The following is a 14,018-nucleotide window of genomic DNA, read 5'->3' as shown; positions in this document are numbered from 1 at the left end:
ATACGTTTTCTTCTGGCAGACACGCAGCTTTTCGCTCTATGCATGTTCAAACCAAATATCACTCCGGGCAGGCTATTCATTTTTCAAGGTACATGAAGGTGTTCTATGCAAACCCTTCATATAACGAAACGCTCAGAGCCTGTTTTACAGTGGTCTAATTCAATTTTTTTGAAATTTTTTTAAAATTCTTCGTTTTCCGCCTTTTTTTTCATCGTTTTTAATGCCCTGTTCAGGAGGTCATTTACACTCTGCTGTTTGATTCCCAGATAATCTGCGACATCCTGCTGACGCATTTCTTCGAAATAAACCAGATTGAGTACCATCTTTTGCCTCTCTGTCAATTCCTTGATCAGCGCATGCAGAATTTCTCTGTCGATAACATCGTCAACAAAATCTTTTGAAGATCCTCTCATAATCTCCGCATCATCTGTAACATCGCTGTTAGAAAATACACCATGATTGGTGCTGATTTTGCTCTGGCTGTATGCCATACGGTCTTCAGCCTCCATCAGCAGACGGATATACCAGTTTTCATTATCAAAGAACTCTTTATTAAATTCCTTGTTATCGCCAGTTACACTCACATATTCATAGTCATCACAACTATGAAGCGGAAATACGGTTGATTGATTTCCCGCTGTATAAAGCACATATCCGTGATCATAAACAGAGATCGTTGTATCTGCATTGATCATTTCTTTTACTACAACTTTGTGTTCTTTCAAGGATTTCACGCTTGGGATTCTTTTCTCCATATCAGCAACTTTCACGATTTTCTTCAGTTCTTTTAATGTCAACATAATGACCACCTTTCTGCCTTTCGGCTCCGGGTGGTTCTTTCCATCTTTTATGAAATTTCTGCACAGACATAAAGGACTGCAGCACAAGAGGTCACGAACTCACCCGTTTTTTTTGAACGGGAGTCCGCGACTCCTTGATAACGCATAATCTGCTTACATAATTAGTATGTTAGATTACTGCTCATTTTGGGATTTGCACTGAATGCACTCTGATTTATTCTCTGCTTGCTGTTTGCGAAACATGGAATAATCGCCCATAGCATCGTAAGGACAACGCCTTACAAATTCCTGGTATTCGATTTCGGTCATCTTTGCTTCCTCCTTTGTGTCATATTATCAAAATCTCTATTTACAATTTTTTTGCAAAAAAGAATTCAACCTCTATATAACGAAACGCTGAGAGCCTGTTTTACAGTGGGGTACGACAAAAAAATTTAAAATTTTTTCGAAATACGTCAAAAAAGCCCGACAAAACAAATACTTCAACAATCTCCAAAACCAGAAAATACTTCTGATCTTGCAGTGTATCCGTAAATGTTTTGCCGGGCTCTTAGTGATTCCAGTCAGGTTCAGCTCCTTGACAAACTCTTGCTGTCTGGTGCGTTCTTGATGGTTCCTGCCAAATCCAACGCTTACTACAGACAGCTCATTCTATTCTGTTATGATCCCTGATTCATCATCTTTCGGGAATACGTCCGCATCCTGGACTTTAATTGTTCATCTCTGATGTGGATCGGACGAACCGACACCATATCATCCTTTACAAATATCTCCAATGTACTGCGACATTTTTTGCACTCCACTTCTGAATCGCTTTGTGCGCTCTTTTCAATAAATGCTCCGCATACAGAGCAGTGTACATGCCATTTAATAGCACCTGATCCCATATAGGCTTCCTCCTTTAAGCAATAAGATATTTCTCCATTTATTACTCAACGGACCAAAGGGAAATCAAATCCGCCTTATGAGCATCATGCCATCCATTCCGTAAGTGCCAAAGCTGCACGAACAGCACGATTTCTATTCTGATCAGATCTGCTTTGTCGATCTGTGCATCCTTTTTTATCCTTCCACCAGCTACCACACACTCTTTCCGGTATAAAAAATTCCGCTGTGATTAATTAACATGATATTTCAATAGTTTCAAATACATCACCAGTCAGATCACAGATGTCCTGGATCTGAATCTCGGTATCATCAATCCGTAAGTGGACTGATGGATCAAAAAATTCTACGGTTCCAGATAATGTATGGTACTGACCAATTAATGGATTCTTCCATGGCTTTTGAAAATAAGTTGCCTGTATCTTCATTCCATATGCCAGGATCCTTAATTTCATATCCAACTCATTTTTCTTTTCCTCAGATAAATCTCTTTTTGGTTCATAAATGATTTCCTGTTGCCGGATTGTTTCATCCAGTCCACGAAGTGCCGCAAATGGAGCAAACTGTTTTGCCCTGCGTCCTACATCCATGGGATGTCTCCTGGAAACCGGTCTTGGTAAATATAAATACGGTTGATATGCACTTGCCAGCACTTTTTGCACCTCCTCTAAGCACGGTGACCACCTATTTGCTCATTGCGTTCTCTATAAGTAGAACACTCCAGCAGGTTGGATCCCCGCATGATCGCATTCTTTCCATAACGCTGCTTTACATTCAATACTGCTTCCTGTAAATGCCGTTCCTTATCGGTCTGTTTGGGATCATCAAACAGGCTGTACTGCACATAACTTTCAGGAGCAACCCTGTTCGCACACACCTCGATTCTTCGGATTCCGGTATATCTGTCTGCAATCCTGAGATATAAATCTTCCACTGCATCTATGATCTTTTTGGAACTGTTACTTTCTCTTTCGAGTTTTACGGTTCCTTTGGATGCCTCATGCTCATACCTGTGGTCATAGGCGATCCATAAGGTGAGAGAGCTTGTTACCAGTCCTTTTTCAAACAGATCCAGGACCAGATTATCTGTCATTTCCCTTACGATCACAAGTGCTTCGTCAAAAGAATAATTTCGCATCAGCACCTGACCATTTGAAAGGCTGTGTTCCTCCGAATGATAGTTCTTGATGTCACTCATCCGGCATGTTTCATATCCCCATGCATGATCGATCAACAGCTCTGCATCAATCCCAAACATCTTATACAGCCAGTCTTCGGATCTTAAAGAAGCCATTGCAATATCGCCCATTGTATGGATTCCATAACCGGCTAGTTTTTTTTCAGTCCGGGATCCAATCCTCCAGAAGTCACTTAATGGTTTATGATCCCATAGCTGCTCTCTGTAAGAGAATTCATCCAGGATTCCAATATGGTCATCCACATGCTTTGCTACGATATCCATTGCGATCTTAGCAAGATACAGATTGGTTCCCACACCAGCGGTTGCAGTGATACCTGTTTCCTCCATAACCTCCTGCATAAGCTTTACCGCCATTTCTTTTGCAGTGAGATGATAAAGCTGCAGATAGTTTGTCACATCAATAAAACACTCATCGACACTGTACACATGGATATCTTCTTTTGAGACGTACCGCAGATAGATTCCATAGATCTTTGCGGAATAATCCATATACAGCTGCATCCTTGGCATGGCTGTGATGTACTTCACACAATCCGGTATCTCATGGATCCGGCACCGGTTCTTGATGCCAAGAGACTTCATAGCCGGAGTGATTGCCAGGCAGATTGTTGACTTTGATCTGGTCGGATCTGCAACCACCAGGTTTGTTTTAAATGGATTCAGCCCACGTTCTACGCATTCTACAGAAGCATAAAAGGACTTCAGATCAATACAGATAATAGAAGTCTGATCCTGACTCACATTGCCACCTCCCATACGTCTTTCCTCTTTTTGTAACATGTATCCCATTTTGACTATCAATGATTGTCTATCCTTCCTGTTTTCATTGAATTACAGGAAATTCATTTCACATATCCATTGACAAAAGAGGAAATATTGTGTATCTTATAGGAAAGATGTTTCCCCTTATCTGTGATTCACATTATAGGAGAGATATCTCCCTTTGTCAAGATTAATTTTTATTTTTTAGGAGACACATTTCCCGTTTTGCCTTGAAGCGGCTAATGAAACTTATAAGACAAGGCTTAGAAAGAGGTATGTTTATGACATTCGGTGAAAAAGTAAGATCATTAAGAAAAGAAAAAAAGATGAGTCAGCAGGAACTGGCCAGCATGGTTGGTGTTTCATATAGGACCATTCGATCCTGGGAAGTAGAAGGACGTTTTCCAAAACAAAATGTTCTGTATCAGAAACTGGCAGATGCATTACAGTGTGACGTTTCTTATCTCATGAGTGAGAATGAAGCTTTTATCACAGAAGCATCCGAACAGTTTGGTAACCGTGGTGCCAGACAGGCTCAGCAGATTCTGGAACAGGCTGCAGCTATGTTTGCCGGTGGATCACTGACAGACGAAGATAAAATAGCTTTTATGGATGAGATCCAGAGCCTTTATCTGGATTCCAAAAGACGTGCAAAGAAATTTACACCGAAAAAATATCTGAAAAACCAAGAGGAAAAATAATAGAAGGCGGGATTATTGTACACCTAATCTGTTACCTTATAGTTACAAGGATATTTCTGCCCTTTTTATTTTTTACTTTTGAGGTGATTTATTTGAGAAACACTTACATATATACAGAAACAAAGAAATTAATCAAGAAATATGGAACCCGAGATCCATTTGAGATCATGGATCAGATGAACATTGTGGTCGGTGAAACTTCCAGATATAAGACACTGAAAGGATACTGTTTTATGAGCTGTAAGACAATCTATGTCATGATCAGCAGTTTCCTTTCAGAAGAAGAAAAGATGATCGTTGCCGCCCATGAATTAGGGCATATCATCCTGCATCGTTCCCAGCTGAAAATGGCTCCGATGCAAGATGATACACTCTACAATATGACGGATAATACAGAATACCAGGCCAATCTGTTTGCTGCCGATCTTCTGATTGATGATGAGGAGATCGAAGATATGGTTCAGAACGAAGACCTGGATTACTTCGGACTCTGCAGTTCTCTGAATGCAACTCCGGAACTCATGAGCTTTAAACTATACAGCCTGACAAAACGAGGCCAGGCTTATCATATGCCGATGGAGATTCAGAGTAATTTCCTGGCAAAATAATAAAGGATAAGCGCATTCTACAATAAGAAAACTATAGATTTATCTCACTGAAAGGAGGAACATTTATGTCAAGACATCATATTGAAAAAGTAACTTGTCCTTCCTGCCATCATGAGGGGGATTTTGAGCTCTGGGACAGTATTAATACTGCACTGGATCCTGAAATGAAAGAGAAGGTACTTAATAAATCTATTTTCCTTTATACTTGCCCGAGCTGTGGAGAGACCTTTCGTTTAAACTATCCTACACTCTATCACTAGATGGAAGATCTTATCATGATTTATCTGGTTTCTGAATCAGAAGTAGAAAAGACATATGAAATGTTTTATGGTGAAAATGCTTTGTTTGATTTTCGTACTGAAAAATATTTATCCCGAATCGTAACGTCACCAAATCAGCTCGTTGAAAAGATACAGATTTTTGATGCAGGTAAAGATGACAGGATAATGGAACTTGTTAAATTACTTGCGACAGATTCTCTTCTCGAAAATAATCCTGATGAAGAATTTGATGAACTGCGCTTTGCTGTCGACGATGACGGAACAAATATTCTTGTAATCATTAATAAGGGTGAGACCACTGGTGCAGTTGACATTGACGATATGTATGAATTTGCTTCTTCACACTGCACTGATTTCAAAGATCTCCGAGATGATGAGGATATTGTTATCAATCGGGAGTGGATTCTTAACAAACTTGCTGAAGCAGAAAACGAATAGTATATTTGGTGGCTACACCCCCAAGCCCCTGTAGAATAAATAACGCCAGTACTGGATATCAAAAATCCCGCACCGGCGTTATTTATTAAAATATTTTGTTTTTTAATCTTCAACACTCTCTACTGAAACTTCTTTTTTCTTCCTACTTTTACCAGAAATCATCTTGTGTCCTGTATAAATAGCCATAATCATGCAAAGCAAAGTACTTGCTGCAAAGTACTTATGGCCTTCTTTTGATCCCTTATAACCTGTATAAAAAGTTCCAAGCATTGTAATCAGTGCACTGATAGACCAATATTTATGTGCTTTCATTCAGATACCTCCTGCCGTTTTTCTTAATCATATACCTTTTAAAATATATATACAAACTGGTATTTTGAATCAATCGACAAGCAGCTCGGAGCTTCCACTATAAATTCATACCTTCAGCAAATAGGATATGGCAATGAAAATATATCCGGAGATTTCTCTTCCTACTGGATGCAGTCATCCTTAAAGATTTCACCAGTAGAACAAGTTGAACTTTTGAAAAATTTATATCGAAACAACTTCAACTTTACTCCTGCTAATATTCATGCCGTCAAAAATTCCATCCATCTTACCGCCTCTGAAAATGGAGAATTTATGGAAAAACCGGAACCGGACGAGTGAACGGGCAGGATATAAATGGCTGGTTTATAGGTTTTATAGAAAGCCAAAATAATACATACTTTTTCTCCACAAATATTCAAAGCGAACAACGTGCAACTGGTAGTAAAGCATCAGATGGTGCTTTATCTACTCGTATTGATTCGTCACATAAATATAAGCATCTTCCAACGTTGCAGGAATTGACATACACTCCAATTCTGGCTGTATTTCAGAAATCACTCTTAACTGCAATCCCCCCTCAACATACTGTTTTGATGTAATACGATACTTCTGTTCCACTTCTCTTGCTTTTCTCTCATCAGGTACTTTGCAAATCCAGATTTTCCCCTGTGCTTCTTCTGTCAAATTCTTCATAGAACCCGCATATAAGAAACTACCTTTGTGCATAATTGCAAGTTGGTTACAGGTAGCAGCCAAATCTTCCACCACATGAGTTGAAAACAAAACCGTTCTGTTTTCAGAAAAATCTACTAACAAATTGCGGATGCGAATACGTTCCTCTGGATCTAAACCGGTAGTCGGCTCATCCACAATCAAAAATTCCGGTTCATTTAAAAGCGCCTGCACTAATCCTACCCGTCGTTTCATCCCGCCTGACAACTGTTTCATTTTCTTTTTCCGGTGTTCTGCAAGACTGGTCTTTTTCAAATAATATTCTATTCGTTTCTTGCATTCTGCTTTTGGAACACCTGCCAAATCACCCATATACTCTAAACACTCCTGAACAGTCAAATTCGGGTAAAGATCAATTTCCTGTGGCAGATACCCTATTTTTCTCTGGATTTTTTCATAGTTTCCTTCACTATATAAAATCCTGTCCAATGTGACCGTTCCACTTGTAGGTTTAAGTACAGTAGTTAAAACCCTCATCAAAGTTGTCTTTCCTGCTCCATTTTCTCCCAATAATCCAAAAATTCCATTCGGTATATTTAAATTCGCATGATTGATTGCTGTCACACCATTTTTAAATCTTACTGTTAAATCCTCAATATGAATACTCATAAACTTACCCTCTCTTTCTAACTATTTTCGGCAATACTACCAATAAAATCAATCCAATACCAATACACAAAGCTTTCCCTTGCAGCCATGTAACATCAGCAGTATTTTCTATATCTCTGAAAGCATAGGAAAACAGATTCCATGCCCCAAAAAGTTTATCTCCTCCCGTGGAATTTGTTGCTACCCATATCAGAAGACAGCTTCCAATCCCCATCCACATATTGCGAAAAAGCATAGACAATGTATTGACCAATATTCCCCAAAAGAAAATGGTTACTACAATCGCTAAAAAATAGGCAATAAACTGAAGTATTTCACTTTCTGTTGCCGGATGTGTGACCGGTTTTTGAAACACAAAAAACAATCCGTAACCTAAAACAGCAAGCAGTAATAAAAAAACTTCCTGTATCATTATTCGCTGCATGATGGAGCAAATTCTCTTTCTTATTGGATACAGCCTATGGATTTCTGATCTCTTGCTTGTAATTTCCTGCACATAAGTGTCCGCACAAAAAACAGCAGTCAATATAGCAAAAGGTGCCTCAATGGAAAGTCCTATTTCATTTGTGAATACAACCCCACGTATCAAGCTTAAAATCACAACAAAAGATACTGCATAAGCAATCTTATAAAACGGCAGAACAATCTTCATTTCCTTCTTCATTTACATCCGCCTCCTCTTCCAAATCTGTATTGAAATCAGAATAATCACTACAGATGCTAAAATAAGTAGACTCTGATTTAAAAATGCCATTGGTGGCGGTGTCGTATCGAAAAGCTGATCAGGGAATCGAACCATAATCGCAAAAGGTCTTCCCCAATATCCATAAACTCCTTCCGCATTTCTTCCGCCCATATTGGAATATACCATGTAAAGAATCAGAAGTGGCACTCCCGGAAGTGGATTTTTAAATAGGAGTGAAATCAATGTATATACACTTACAATCATCAGCATATTGGGAAGTATATAAAGTACAGTAGAAACTATAAAATCCCAGAACCGCACTTCAAACCCACTGTCTTTTGTATAAATAACACACAATGCCCAAAATAATAGATTTATAATAGTCAGAGCAATCAAACAAATTGCAAATCCTGCGCTTACTTTTCCCAATACATACTTTCCGGCAGTGATCGGTTTCGTGTGAAGCAATTCATAAGTATGCTTTTTCGTATCCTGTAAAAACAGAACCGCTAACATAATTGTTGCAAAAAAACACATAAACAACCCTGCAAAATCAGCAAATTTTCTTGAGTAATAAAAAGAAAACGTCTTATTTTTCATTTTTTCGTTCAGATATGCGTTGATTTCTTCTGATGTTCCTTTGTAATAGGCACTATCTTCGTACATATATCTTGCACTATACCAATCATATTTTTCCTCCAGATATACGAATGCTTCTTCTAACTCCATATCAACAAGTTCGCTCATTACGGATTGTGCCTCTAAATCAGACATTTCTAATTCATCAATTAGTGCTTGTTTTATCTGTCCACTCCATATTTCTCGATGTTTTTCAGGATTCGCAGGAATATATCCTTCATAAACATCTCCTAAGCGAACTGTATCAGGATAATCATTGACAATTTTCTCTCCTTGCCCTAAATAGTGTGTCATTAAATATGGACTTGTCGTATTAAACACACCATAAATCACAAGCAGAATACCTACCCAAAATAACGGTCGCTTTAGATAATTCTTAATCTCTCTTTTAAAAATAGCAATCATACGTTTGTCTCCTTTCCTTGTTATAGACATCATAAAATATAAATCACAACAAAAAGACAACAGTATAAAAAAATCGGACTGCTTATGCAATCCGATGAAATACTGCTGTTATTACAGCTCCACTCTGTTTTTCGTTTTCTATAAGTAACTGTCCGCCATGCTTTTCACAATACAATCTGCTGATATACATACCCATTCCTGAATGTTTCAAACTATCTTTCACATTTTGCTGATAAAAAAGCTCTGTTGCCTTTTGTTTGTCTACTGTAAATCCCACTCCATCATCCTTTACTCTGATTTGTAATTCAGAATAAGTAAGGAGAACTTCCATTTCCACTTTTGTTTTGGCATAACGAAAGGCATTTGACAAAAGATTTTCTATAACCTCTAAAATCACTTCCTTATCTCCCGAAAATTTTTCTGCTGTTTCCGAACATTCTAAATCGTATTGCTTTCCAAATTTTTTCTCAAACACATTCATCTCTGCACGTATGTCTGTTTCTAACTGCTTACTTGTAATTTTTTCTGCCACCAACTCCCTTGCATCTAAACTGCTCATCTTTCGCATTGTTTCCACAAATATATCCATACGTTCAATCTGTTTTTTGCTTTCATTTACCATATCTAGGGCTTGCTCCATATTTATCTCTTTCTTAGGGAGATATTCTGAAAGCATTTCCTGATACCCCTCCAGCACAGATAGTGGAGAACGTATATCATGTGCAATCGCTGTTCGCAAAGCCTTTTCTTCCTCAATCATTTTCCATAATTGATGGTTATTTTCTGCAAGCTGCTCCTTCATCCGTTCAAATTCTCTGCACAATCTTCCCATTTCATCTTTATTTTCATAGGTAATATGAAAATCCAAATTATTTCGACCAACTTGTTGTGATGCCAGTTCTAATTCTTCAATGGGATTTTTCAATTTATGCTTATAAAAAAGAAACACTGCTATGATATTGCCTACCACAGACACGATAAGTACTGTAAACGTCTGAAGGAAATCGCATATCTCTGATACATGATAATCAAATTTTTTCATTTCATAAGAATTCGGTCTCGGAACATCTGTCAAATACTTTCTACCTTCACCTTCTGCCATTTCAAAATACTTTTCTTGATCTACATATTTCCACCAAATGTCATCTTGTATAGTGGCTGCCATTCGCATAATCAATGCTGAAAGATAAAAACTAACTATCAAACTAACAATCATATACAAAACTATAGTTTTTCTCAACGAAAGATTTCTTATTTTGTCCATTTATATCCCATCCCCCATATCGTTTCAATATATTCATGCTCCGTATATTGATTGATTTTTTTACGAATTCTACGAATTAACTCTGTCACCACTCGGCTATCTCCTTCTGCATCGTATCCACTAATCTTTTCATAAATACGTTCCTTATCAAACACCATTTCAGGGTTCATGGATAAAAGTTCTATAATCTCATATTCTAATTTAGTAAGCCCTAAAGCATTTCCTTTAATATGTACGCATTTACTGGCATAGTCAATTACTAATTCCCCATAAAACCGTTGTTCTGTTTTTCTATGTAAACGTTCCTCACGTTTCAAATGGGCAATAATTCTGGCATCTAATTCTTTCAAACTGAATGGTTTTAAAACATAATCATCGCCACCAGACAACAATCCCATTACTCGATCCTGTTCTTCTACTTTTGCAGTCAAAAAAATAATCGGACAGGAAACCATATCTCTGATTCTTCTGCACACTTCAATTCCGTCCATTCCCGGCATATTTACATCCAATAAAATAATATCGGGATTTACACTTATCTTTTCCATTGCTTCTATGCCATTTTCTGCAATAATCACTGTATAATTCTTCAATGTAAAGTATTGATTCAACATTTTTAGCAATTCTCTATCATCATCAACCATTAAAATTTTATAGTTCATAAATTCCACCTCTGGCTATAATGCTATCTTTTCTTTATAGTATATCTTATAAAAAACAACAAATAAACAACAATTCCTAAAAGGCAACAGCCTTTCTAAACTGCCGCCTTTTCTCCTTCATTTTATTTCCATTATTGATAAACCATCTCTGTATCCACAATCTCCCTTGCACACGATTACATATTGTTCATTCTCGCTACCCATTCCATCTGATTTTCTGCCTTTAACTGTTCCGTGATCCCCTGTGCCTGTTTCATCTGCTCTACAATTCTTTCAAACCTTAAATACTTATAGTCGTCTGTATCCAAACAAACAAGCCGAAGTCGCACAACAACTTGAAAATCTTATCAACGGAACAACAGTCCCAGATACTATTATAAAAAAGGAAAAAGAGCTCCTTCGAGCTCTTTTGATTCAGTTCTGTAAACTTGAATTTACCGAATGACCTTTTCAAACTGGAATATTCCGTCCGGGAACTGCTCGTCCAGTTCTTCGGAGCACATTTCCGGATCATTCGGATCTTGGTGATATTTATTAAAAAACTCTACAATGTGGAAGCCGCAGCGATTGACATAAAAATGAATGTTGCGCTGCTCAAAATACGGAGTGACCGTTTCCCACACCTTCACTTCCGGGTACAGTTTTTCAACAGCACACCAAGCAGCATATCCGATACCTTTGCTATGGACAGCCGGAGAAACAAAAAGAAGATCAAGGTCACCTTTTTCGCCGTCAACTTTGATCACTATGCCGCCGACTTTTTGACCGTCCAGTACGATACGGTAGGCTTCTCCGCCGTCAATGGACTGCTCAATCGTATCCCGTGATATGATTTGATCCTCTTCCTCAAAGTGGTCATCTCTAAGTCCAAATTCTTCCATCGCACCATAATTAAAGGCTTCCTGATTATCCAAAATAAACTGTTCTCTATCGCTACATTCAAGAGGAAACAGCTGTACAATAGTATTCATATCTTTGCTCCTTAAAATTACGATTTTTTACTGCTACTTTTCGTCTATAAATCTTTCTTGTAAACTGTTCATTGTCCTCAGACATTTCTTCAATTGTTATATCAAAATCATTCTCATCAAATTCTGGGAAAAAAACATCCCCTTGCTCTATATTTATATTAATTTCAGTAATGTACATTACATCCACTAATGGTATAGCTTCTTTATATACTCCATAACCACCGGCTATATATACATCCTTTCCTTTCGCTAACTCGATAGCCTCTTTTACACTAGATGCTGTATGAATATTTCTTCCAACATATTTTTTACTTTTTGAAATAACTATAGTTTCTCTATTTGGGAGTGGATGACCGATTTCATCATATGAATTCCGTCCCATTACCACAACATTTCCTGTTGTAAGTTCCTTGAACTGTTTTTGCTCGCCCTTAATTTTCCATGGGATTTTTCCATTTTTCCCAATACAATTATTTTTTGAACGAGCTACTATTAAACCTATCATATGATACTCCCTCCTACAGATTCCATTCTCTTTGTCAATCATTCTACACTTCGAACCTTATCCAAATCAATCCAGTATCTTTGTTCCACAACACCATCAACCACGACTTCGTTTTCTAGTATTCCTCCATTGTTTTCAATGCTTTTAGCCGAACCAATATTTCCTTTATCACAAACCATCAGAACTTTATTTATTCCTAGCTTTCTACATTCTTTCAAAGCCAACGATATCATTTTTGTTGCAATCCCTTTTCTTCTCTCTGATGGGCGAACACCATCTCCTATGTGTCCACCATTTAATAACAATGCTTCGTTTAAATAATGTCTAATGTTTACAGCACCTACAACAATGTTTCGTTCTTCATCTAAGCAAAAAAATGTAGAATCAGGAACTAATCCCTCACTTGTGTCTCTTACTTCCAGATTGTTACAATAGTAATCAAAATCACTGTAATCTAAACGACCAATTACATATGGAATAATTTCTTCACCAGAATTATTCCACTCATCTAACATATCTACAATTTGATTACGATATTTATTTGTTGCTTTTACTAACTTAAGTTTCACAATAATACCTCCAGCACTAATCCTTTGTTATTAGAATTTAACTTCCTGTGGTTCATGTGTAAATGAACTAAATGTAGCTGTGGCATTTTTGAAATAGAATACTTCTGTATTACCATCATCTGCTGAGTACATATTCTGTAAAGATGGGTATGCATCAAGCATAGACTGTCTTGCTTCTCTTCTGTCATCTTCTACAAGTTCTCCAGCCACACGGAGCCACTCTCCATCCTTAAATGCACAGATTTCTACCTTTGGGTTTGCGTGAATCTGCTTTGAAACATCCTTGGTTTTACCTGTCTGAATATACAATTTACCTTCAAAAATATGGGCTGTTCCAAAAGGTCTAACTCTTGGCTGATCTCCTTCTACTGTTGCCAAATAATATGTTTCTGCTTCCTTTTAAAATTTTACTACCTGTTCCATTATGTAATCCTCCTATCTCAATTTTTATTTTGATAGGTTCATTATATCACTATTTTCCCTATTATTCTTATCTATTATCAACCTTTTCCGGATACATATCATGATTTGCCATTCTATTAAATGCGATTTCTTCCCATTTTGTTCCAGGCTTTCCATAATTACAGTAAGGGTCTATTGATATTCCACCTCTCGGAGTAAATTTTCCCCATACCTCAATGTATTTTGGATCCATAAGTTTTATCAAATCTTTCATAATTATGTTCATACAATCTTCATGAAAATCACCGTGATTTCTGAAACTAAATAAGTATAGTTTTAATGATTTACTTTCCACCATTTTAATGTTGGGTACATATGATATTGTAACAGTGGCAAAATCCGGTTGACCTGTTATGGGACACAAACTTGTAAATTCAGGGCAATTAAATTTTACAAAATAATCATTTCCCTGATGTTTATTCTCAAAAGTCTCTAACATCTCCGGTGCATAATCGCATGGATACTGTGTTTTCTGATTACCTAATAATGTTATGTCTGCTGTCTCTTCTTTGCTTCTTCCTGTCATA

18 protein-coding genes and 4 pseudogenes are annotated in these 14,018 nt (G+C 37.3%); 5 read left to right on the top strand and 17 right to left on the bottom strand.

All coding sequences use genetic code 11. The annotated features are described in order from the left end of the window. Window positions 1-179: 179 nt before the first annotated feature. The 5 genes from H8S07_RS09995 to H8S07_RS09980 form a co-directional block, all read right to left on the bottom strand. Window positions 180-800, bottom strand: a complete 621-nt coding sequence (locus H8S07_RS09995) for a sigma-70 family RNA polymerase sigma factor (RefSeq protein ID WP_117639991.1) — start codon at window positions 798-800, stop codon at window positions 180-182. A gap of 174 nt (window positions 801-974) precedes the next feature. Further along, the gene (locus tag H8S07_RS14645; RefSeq protein WP_264294275.1) at window positions 975-1,109 is read right to left on the bottom strand and encodes a hypothetical protein; all 135 of its coding nucleotides are present in this window, start codon (window positions 1,107-1,109) and stop codon (window positions 975-977) included. 350 nt (window positions 1,110-1,459) lie between these two features. Continuing rightward, window positions 1,460-1,687, bottom strand: coding sequence for a hypothetical protein (locus tag H8S07_RS09990; RefSeq protein WP_005334838.1), 228 nt, complete (start codon window positions 1,685-1,687; stop codon window positions 1,460-1,462). 234 nt (window positions 1,688-1,921) lie between these two features. After that, entirely contained in the window at window positions 1,922-2,338 is a 417-nt protein-coding gene (locus tag H8S07_RS09985; RefSeq protein ID WP_330598550.1) for a hypothetical protein, read from the bottom strand. A 14-nt stretch (window positions 2,339-2,352) separates the two neighbouring features. Continuing rightward, window positions 2,353-3,642 carry a Y-family DNA polymerase gene (locus H8S07_RS09980; RefSeq protein WP_330408389.1) on the bottom strand — a complete coding sequence of 430 codons (1,290 nt, stop codon included), beginning with the start codon at window positions 3,640-3,642 and terminating at the stop codon, window positions 2,353-2,355. A gap of 248 nt (window positions 3,643-3,890) precedes the next feature. Here H8S07_RS09980 and H8S07_RS09975 point away from each other — a divergent pair, with 248 nt between their 5' ends. The 3 genes and pseudogenes from H8S07_RS09975 (at window position 3,891) to H8S07_RS09965 (ending at window position 5,676) form a co-directional block, all read left to right on the top strand. After that, window positions 3,891-4,349, top strand: a complete 459-nt coding sequence (locus tag H8S07_RS09975; protein WP_005423558.1) for a helix-turn-helix domain-containing protein — start codon at window positions 3,891-3,893, stop codon at window positions 4,347-4,349. A gap of 92 nt (window positions 4,350-4,441) precedes the next feature. Beyond that, entirely contained in the window at window positions 4,442-4,957 is a 516-nt protein-coding gene (locus tag H8S07_RS09970) for an ImmA/IrrE family metallo-endopeptidase (protein WP_225876977.1), read from the top strand. A 65-nt stretch (window positions 4,958-5,022) separates the two neighbouring features. Beyond that, window positions 5,023-5,676, top strand: a pseudogene (locus H8S07_RS09965) (CpXC domain-containing protein). Between the two features lie 102 nt (window positions 5,677-5,778). On the opposite strand, the gene H8S07_RS09960 reads toward H8S07_RS09965, so the two are convergent. Next, window positions 5,779-5,988: a DUF6219 family protein gene (locus H8S07_RS09960; protein ID WP_005334849.1), complete on the bottom strand. Its 210-nt coding sequence runs from the start codon at window positions 5,986-5,988 to the stop codon at window positions 5,779-5,781. Between the two features lie 45 nt (window positions 5,989-6,033). Here H8S07_RS09960 and H8S07_RS14945 point away from each other — a divergent pair, with 45 nt between their 5' ends. Both H8S07_RS14945 and H8S07_RS15070 read left to right on the top strand, forming a co-directional pair. Continuing rightward, complete coding sequence (locus H8S07_RS14945) at window positions 6,034-6,327, top strand: penicillin-binding transpeptidase domain-containing protein (protein ID WP_081019506.1); 294 nt, start codon at window positions 6,034-6,036, stop codon at window positions 6,325-6,327. After that, window positions 6,324-6,380 (top strand): annotated as a pseudogene (locus tag H8S07_RS15070) (hypothetical protein); the annotation flags it as partial. The gene H8S07_RS14945 and the pseudogene H8S07_RS15070, both read left to right, overlap by 4 nt. A 73-nt stretch (window positions 6,381-6,453) precedes the next feature. On the opposite strand, the gene H8S07_RS09950 reads toward H8S07_RS15070, so the two are convergent. The 11 genes and pseudogenes from H8S07_RS09950 to queF form a co-directional block, all read right to left on the bottom strand. Continuing rightward, entirely contained in the window at window positions 6,454-7,329 is an 876-nt protein-coding gene (locus tag H8S07_RS09950) for an ABC transporter ATP-binding protein (protein ID WP_005334851.1), read from the bottom strand. Between the two features lie 4 nt (window positions 7,330-7,333). After that, window positions 7,334-7,993: a hypothetical protein gene (locus H8S07_RS09945; RefSeq protein WP_005334852.1), complete on the bottom strand. Its 660-nt coding sequence runs from the start codon at window positions 7,991-7,993 to the stop codon at window positions 7,334-7,336. Then, on the bottom strand, window positions 7,994-9,058 hold the full coding sequence (locus H8S07_RS09940) for an ABC transporter permease (protein WP_040015615.1): 1,065 nt from the start codon (window positions 9,056-9,058) through the stop codon (window positions 7,994-7,996). Window positions 9,059-9,140: 82 nt separating this feature from the next. Next, complete coding sequence (locus H8S07_RS09935; protein ID WP_005334857.1) at window positions 9,141-10,322, bottom strand: HAMP domain-containing sensor histidine kinase; 1,182 nt, start codon at window positions 10,320-10,322, stop codon at window positions 9,141-9,143. Next, window positions 10,310-10,984: a response regulator transcription factor gene (locus tag H8S07_RS09930; RefSeq protein WP_005334858.1), complete on the bottom strand. Its 675-nt coding sequence runs from the start codon at window positions 10,982-10,984 to the stop codon at window positions 10,310-10,312. The genes H8S07_RS09935 and H8S07_RS09930 overlap by 13 nt, the downstream gene beginning before the upstream one ends. A gap of 176 nt (window positions 10,985-11,160) precedes the next feature. Continuing rightward, window positions 11,161-11,268: pseudogene (locus H8S07_RS09925) on the bottom strand (TnpV protein); the annotation flags it as partial. A gap of 150 nt (window positions 11,269-11,418) precedes the next feature. After that, entirely contained in the window at window positions 11,419-11,955 is a 537-nt protein-coding gene (locus H8S07_RS09920; RefSeq protein ID WP_117528505.1) for a GNAT family N-acetyltransferase, read from the bottom strand. Continuing rightward, on the bottom strand, window positions 11,924-12,460 hold the full coding sequence (locus H8S07_RS09915; protein ID WP_117528506.1) for a dihydrofolate reductase: 537 nt from the start codon (window positions 12,458-12,460) through the stop codon (window positions 11,924-11,926). The genes H8S07_RS09920 and H8S07_RS09915 overlap by 32 nt, the downstream gene beginning before the upstream one ends. A gap of 38 nt (window positions 12,461-12,498) precedes the next feature. After that, a complete protein-coding gene (locus H8S07_RS09910) occupies window positions 12,499-13,029 on the bottom strand; it encodes a GNAT family N-acetyltransferase (RefSeq protein ID WP_117528507.1) in 531 nt (176 codons plus the stop codon). A gap of 30 nt (window positions 13,030-13,059) precedes the next feature. Continuing rightward, window positions 13,060-13,452 (bottom strand): annotated as a pseudogene (locus H8S07_RS09905) (pyridoxamine 5'-phosphate oxidase family protein). Window positions 13,453-13,519: 67 nt separating this feature from the next. After that, the gene (gene queF, locus H8S07_RS09900) at window positions 13,520-14,017 is read right to left on the bottom strand and encodes a preQ(1) synthase (RefSeq protein ID WP_055214233.1); all 498 of its coding nucleotides are present in this window, start codon (window positions 14,015-14,017) and stop codon (window positions 13,520-13,522) included. Window position 14,018 lies beyond the last annotated feature (1 nt).

Origin of the sequence: Dorea hominis (assembly GCF_014287705.1) — a bacterium.
GTDB classification, from domain to species: domain Bacteria; phylum Bacillota; class Clostridia; order Lachnospirales; family Lachnospiraceae; genus Dorea_D; species Dorea_D hominis.
The sequence above is the reverse complement of the archived record's forward strand: the minus strand, read 5'-3'. Positions and strand labels throughout refer to the sequence as shown.

Excerpts from the sequence above, each read along its gene's own strand:
- H8S07_RS09950 (WP_005334851.1), bottom strand. The coding sequence starts at position 7,329 with ATGAGTATTCATATTGAGGATTTAACAGTAAGATTTAAAAATGGTGTG.
- H8S07_RS09915 (WP_117528506.1), bottom strand. The coding sequence starts at position 12,460 with ATGATAGGTTTAATAGTAGCTCGTTCAAAAAATAATTGTATTGGGAAA.
- H8S07_RS09920 (WP_117528505.1), bottom strand. The coding sequence starts at position 11,955 with ATGAATACTATTGTACAGCTGTTTCCTCTTGAATGTAGCGATAGAGAA.
- H8S07_RS14645 (WP_264294275.1), bottom strand. The coding sequence starts at position 1,109 with ATGACCGAAATCGAATACCAGGAATTTGTAAGGCGTTGTCCTTACGAT.
- H8S07_RS09995 (WP_117639991.1), bottom strand. The coding sequence starts at position 800 with ATGTTGACATTAAAAGAACTGAAGAAAATCGTGAAAGTTGCTGATATG.
- H8S07_RS09930 (WP_005334858.1), bottom strand. The coding sequence starts at position 10,984 with ATGAACTATAAAATTTTAATGGTTGATGATGATAGAGAATTGCTAAAA.
- H8S07_RS09935 (WP_005334857.1), bottom strand. The coding sequence starts at position 10,322 with ATGGACAAAATAAGAAATCTTTCGTTGAGAAAAACTATAGTTTTGTAT.
- queF (WP_055214233.1), bottom strand. The coding sequence starts at position 14,017 with ATGACAGGAAGAAGCAAAGAAGAGACAGCAGACATAACATTATTAGGT.
- H8S07_RS09975 (WP_005423558.1), top strand. The coding sequence starts at position 3,891 with ATGAAACTTATAAGACAAGGCTTAGAAAGAGGTATGTTTATGACATTC.
- H8S07_RS09945 (WP_005334852.1), bottom strand. The coding sequence starts at position 7,993 with ATGAAGAAGGAAATGAAGATTGTTCTGCCGTTTTATAAGATTGCTTAT.
- H8S07_RS09960 (WP_005334849.1), bottom strand. The coding sequence starts at position 5,988 with ATGAAAGCACATAAATATTGGTCTATCAGTGCACTGATTACAATGCTT.
- H8S07_RS09940 (WP_040015615.1), bottom strand. The coding sequence starts at position 9,058 with ATGATTGCTATTTTTAAAAGAGAGATTAAGAATTATCTAAAGCGACCG.
- H8S07_RS09990 (WP_005334838.1), bottom strand. The coding sequence starts at position 1,687 with ATGGGATCAGGTGCTATTAAATGGCATGTACACTGCTCTGTATGCGGA.
- H8S07_RS09980 (WP_330408389.1), bottom strand. The coding sequence starts at position 3,642 with ATGGGAGGTGGCAATGTGAGTCAGGATCAGACTTCTATTATCTGTATT.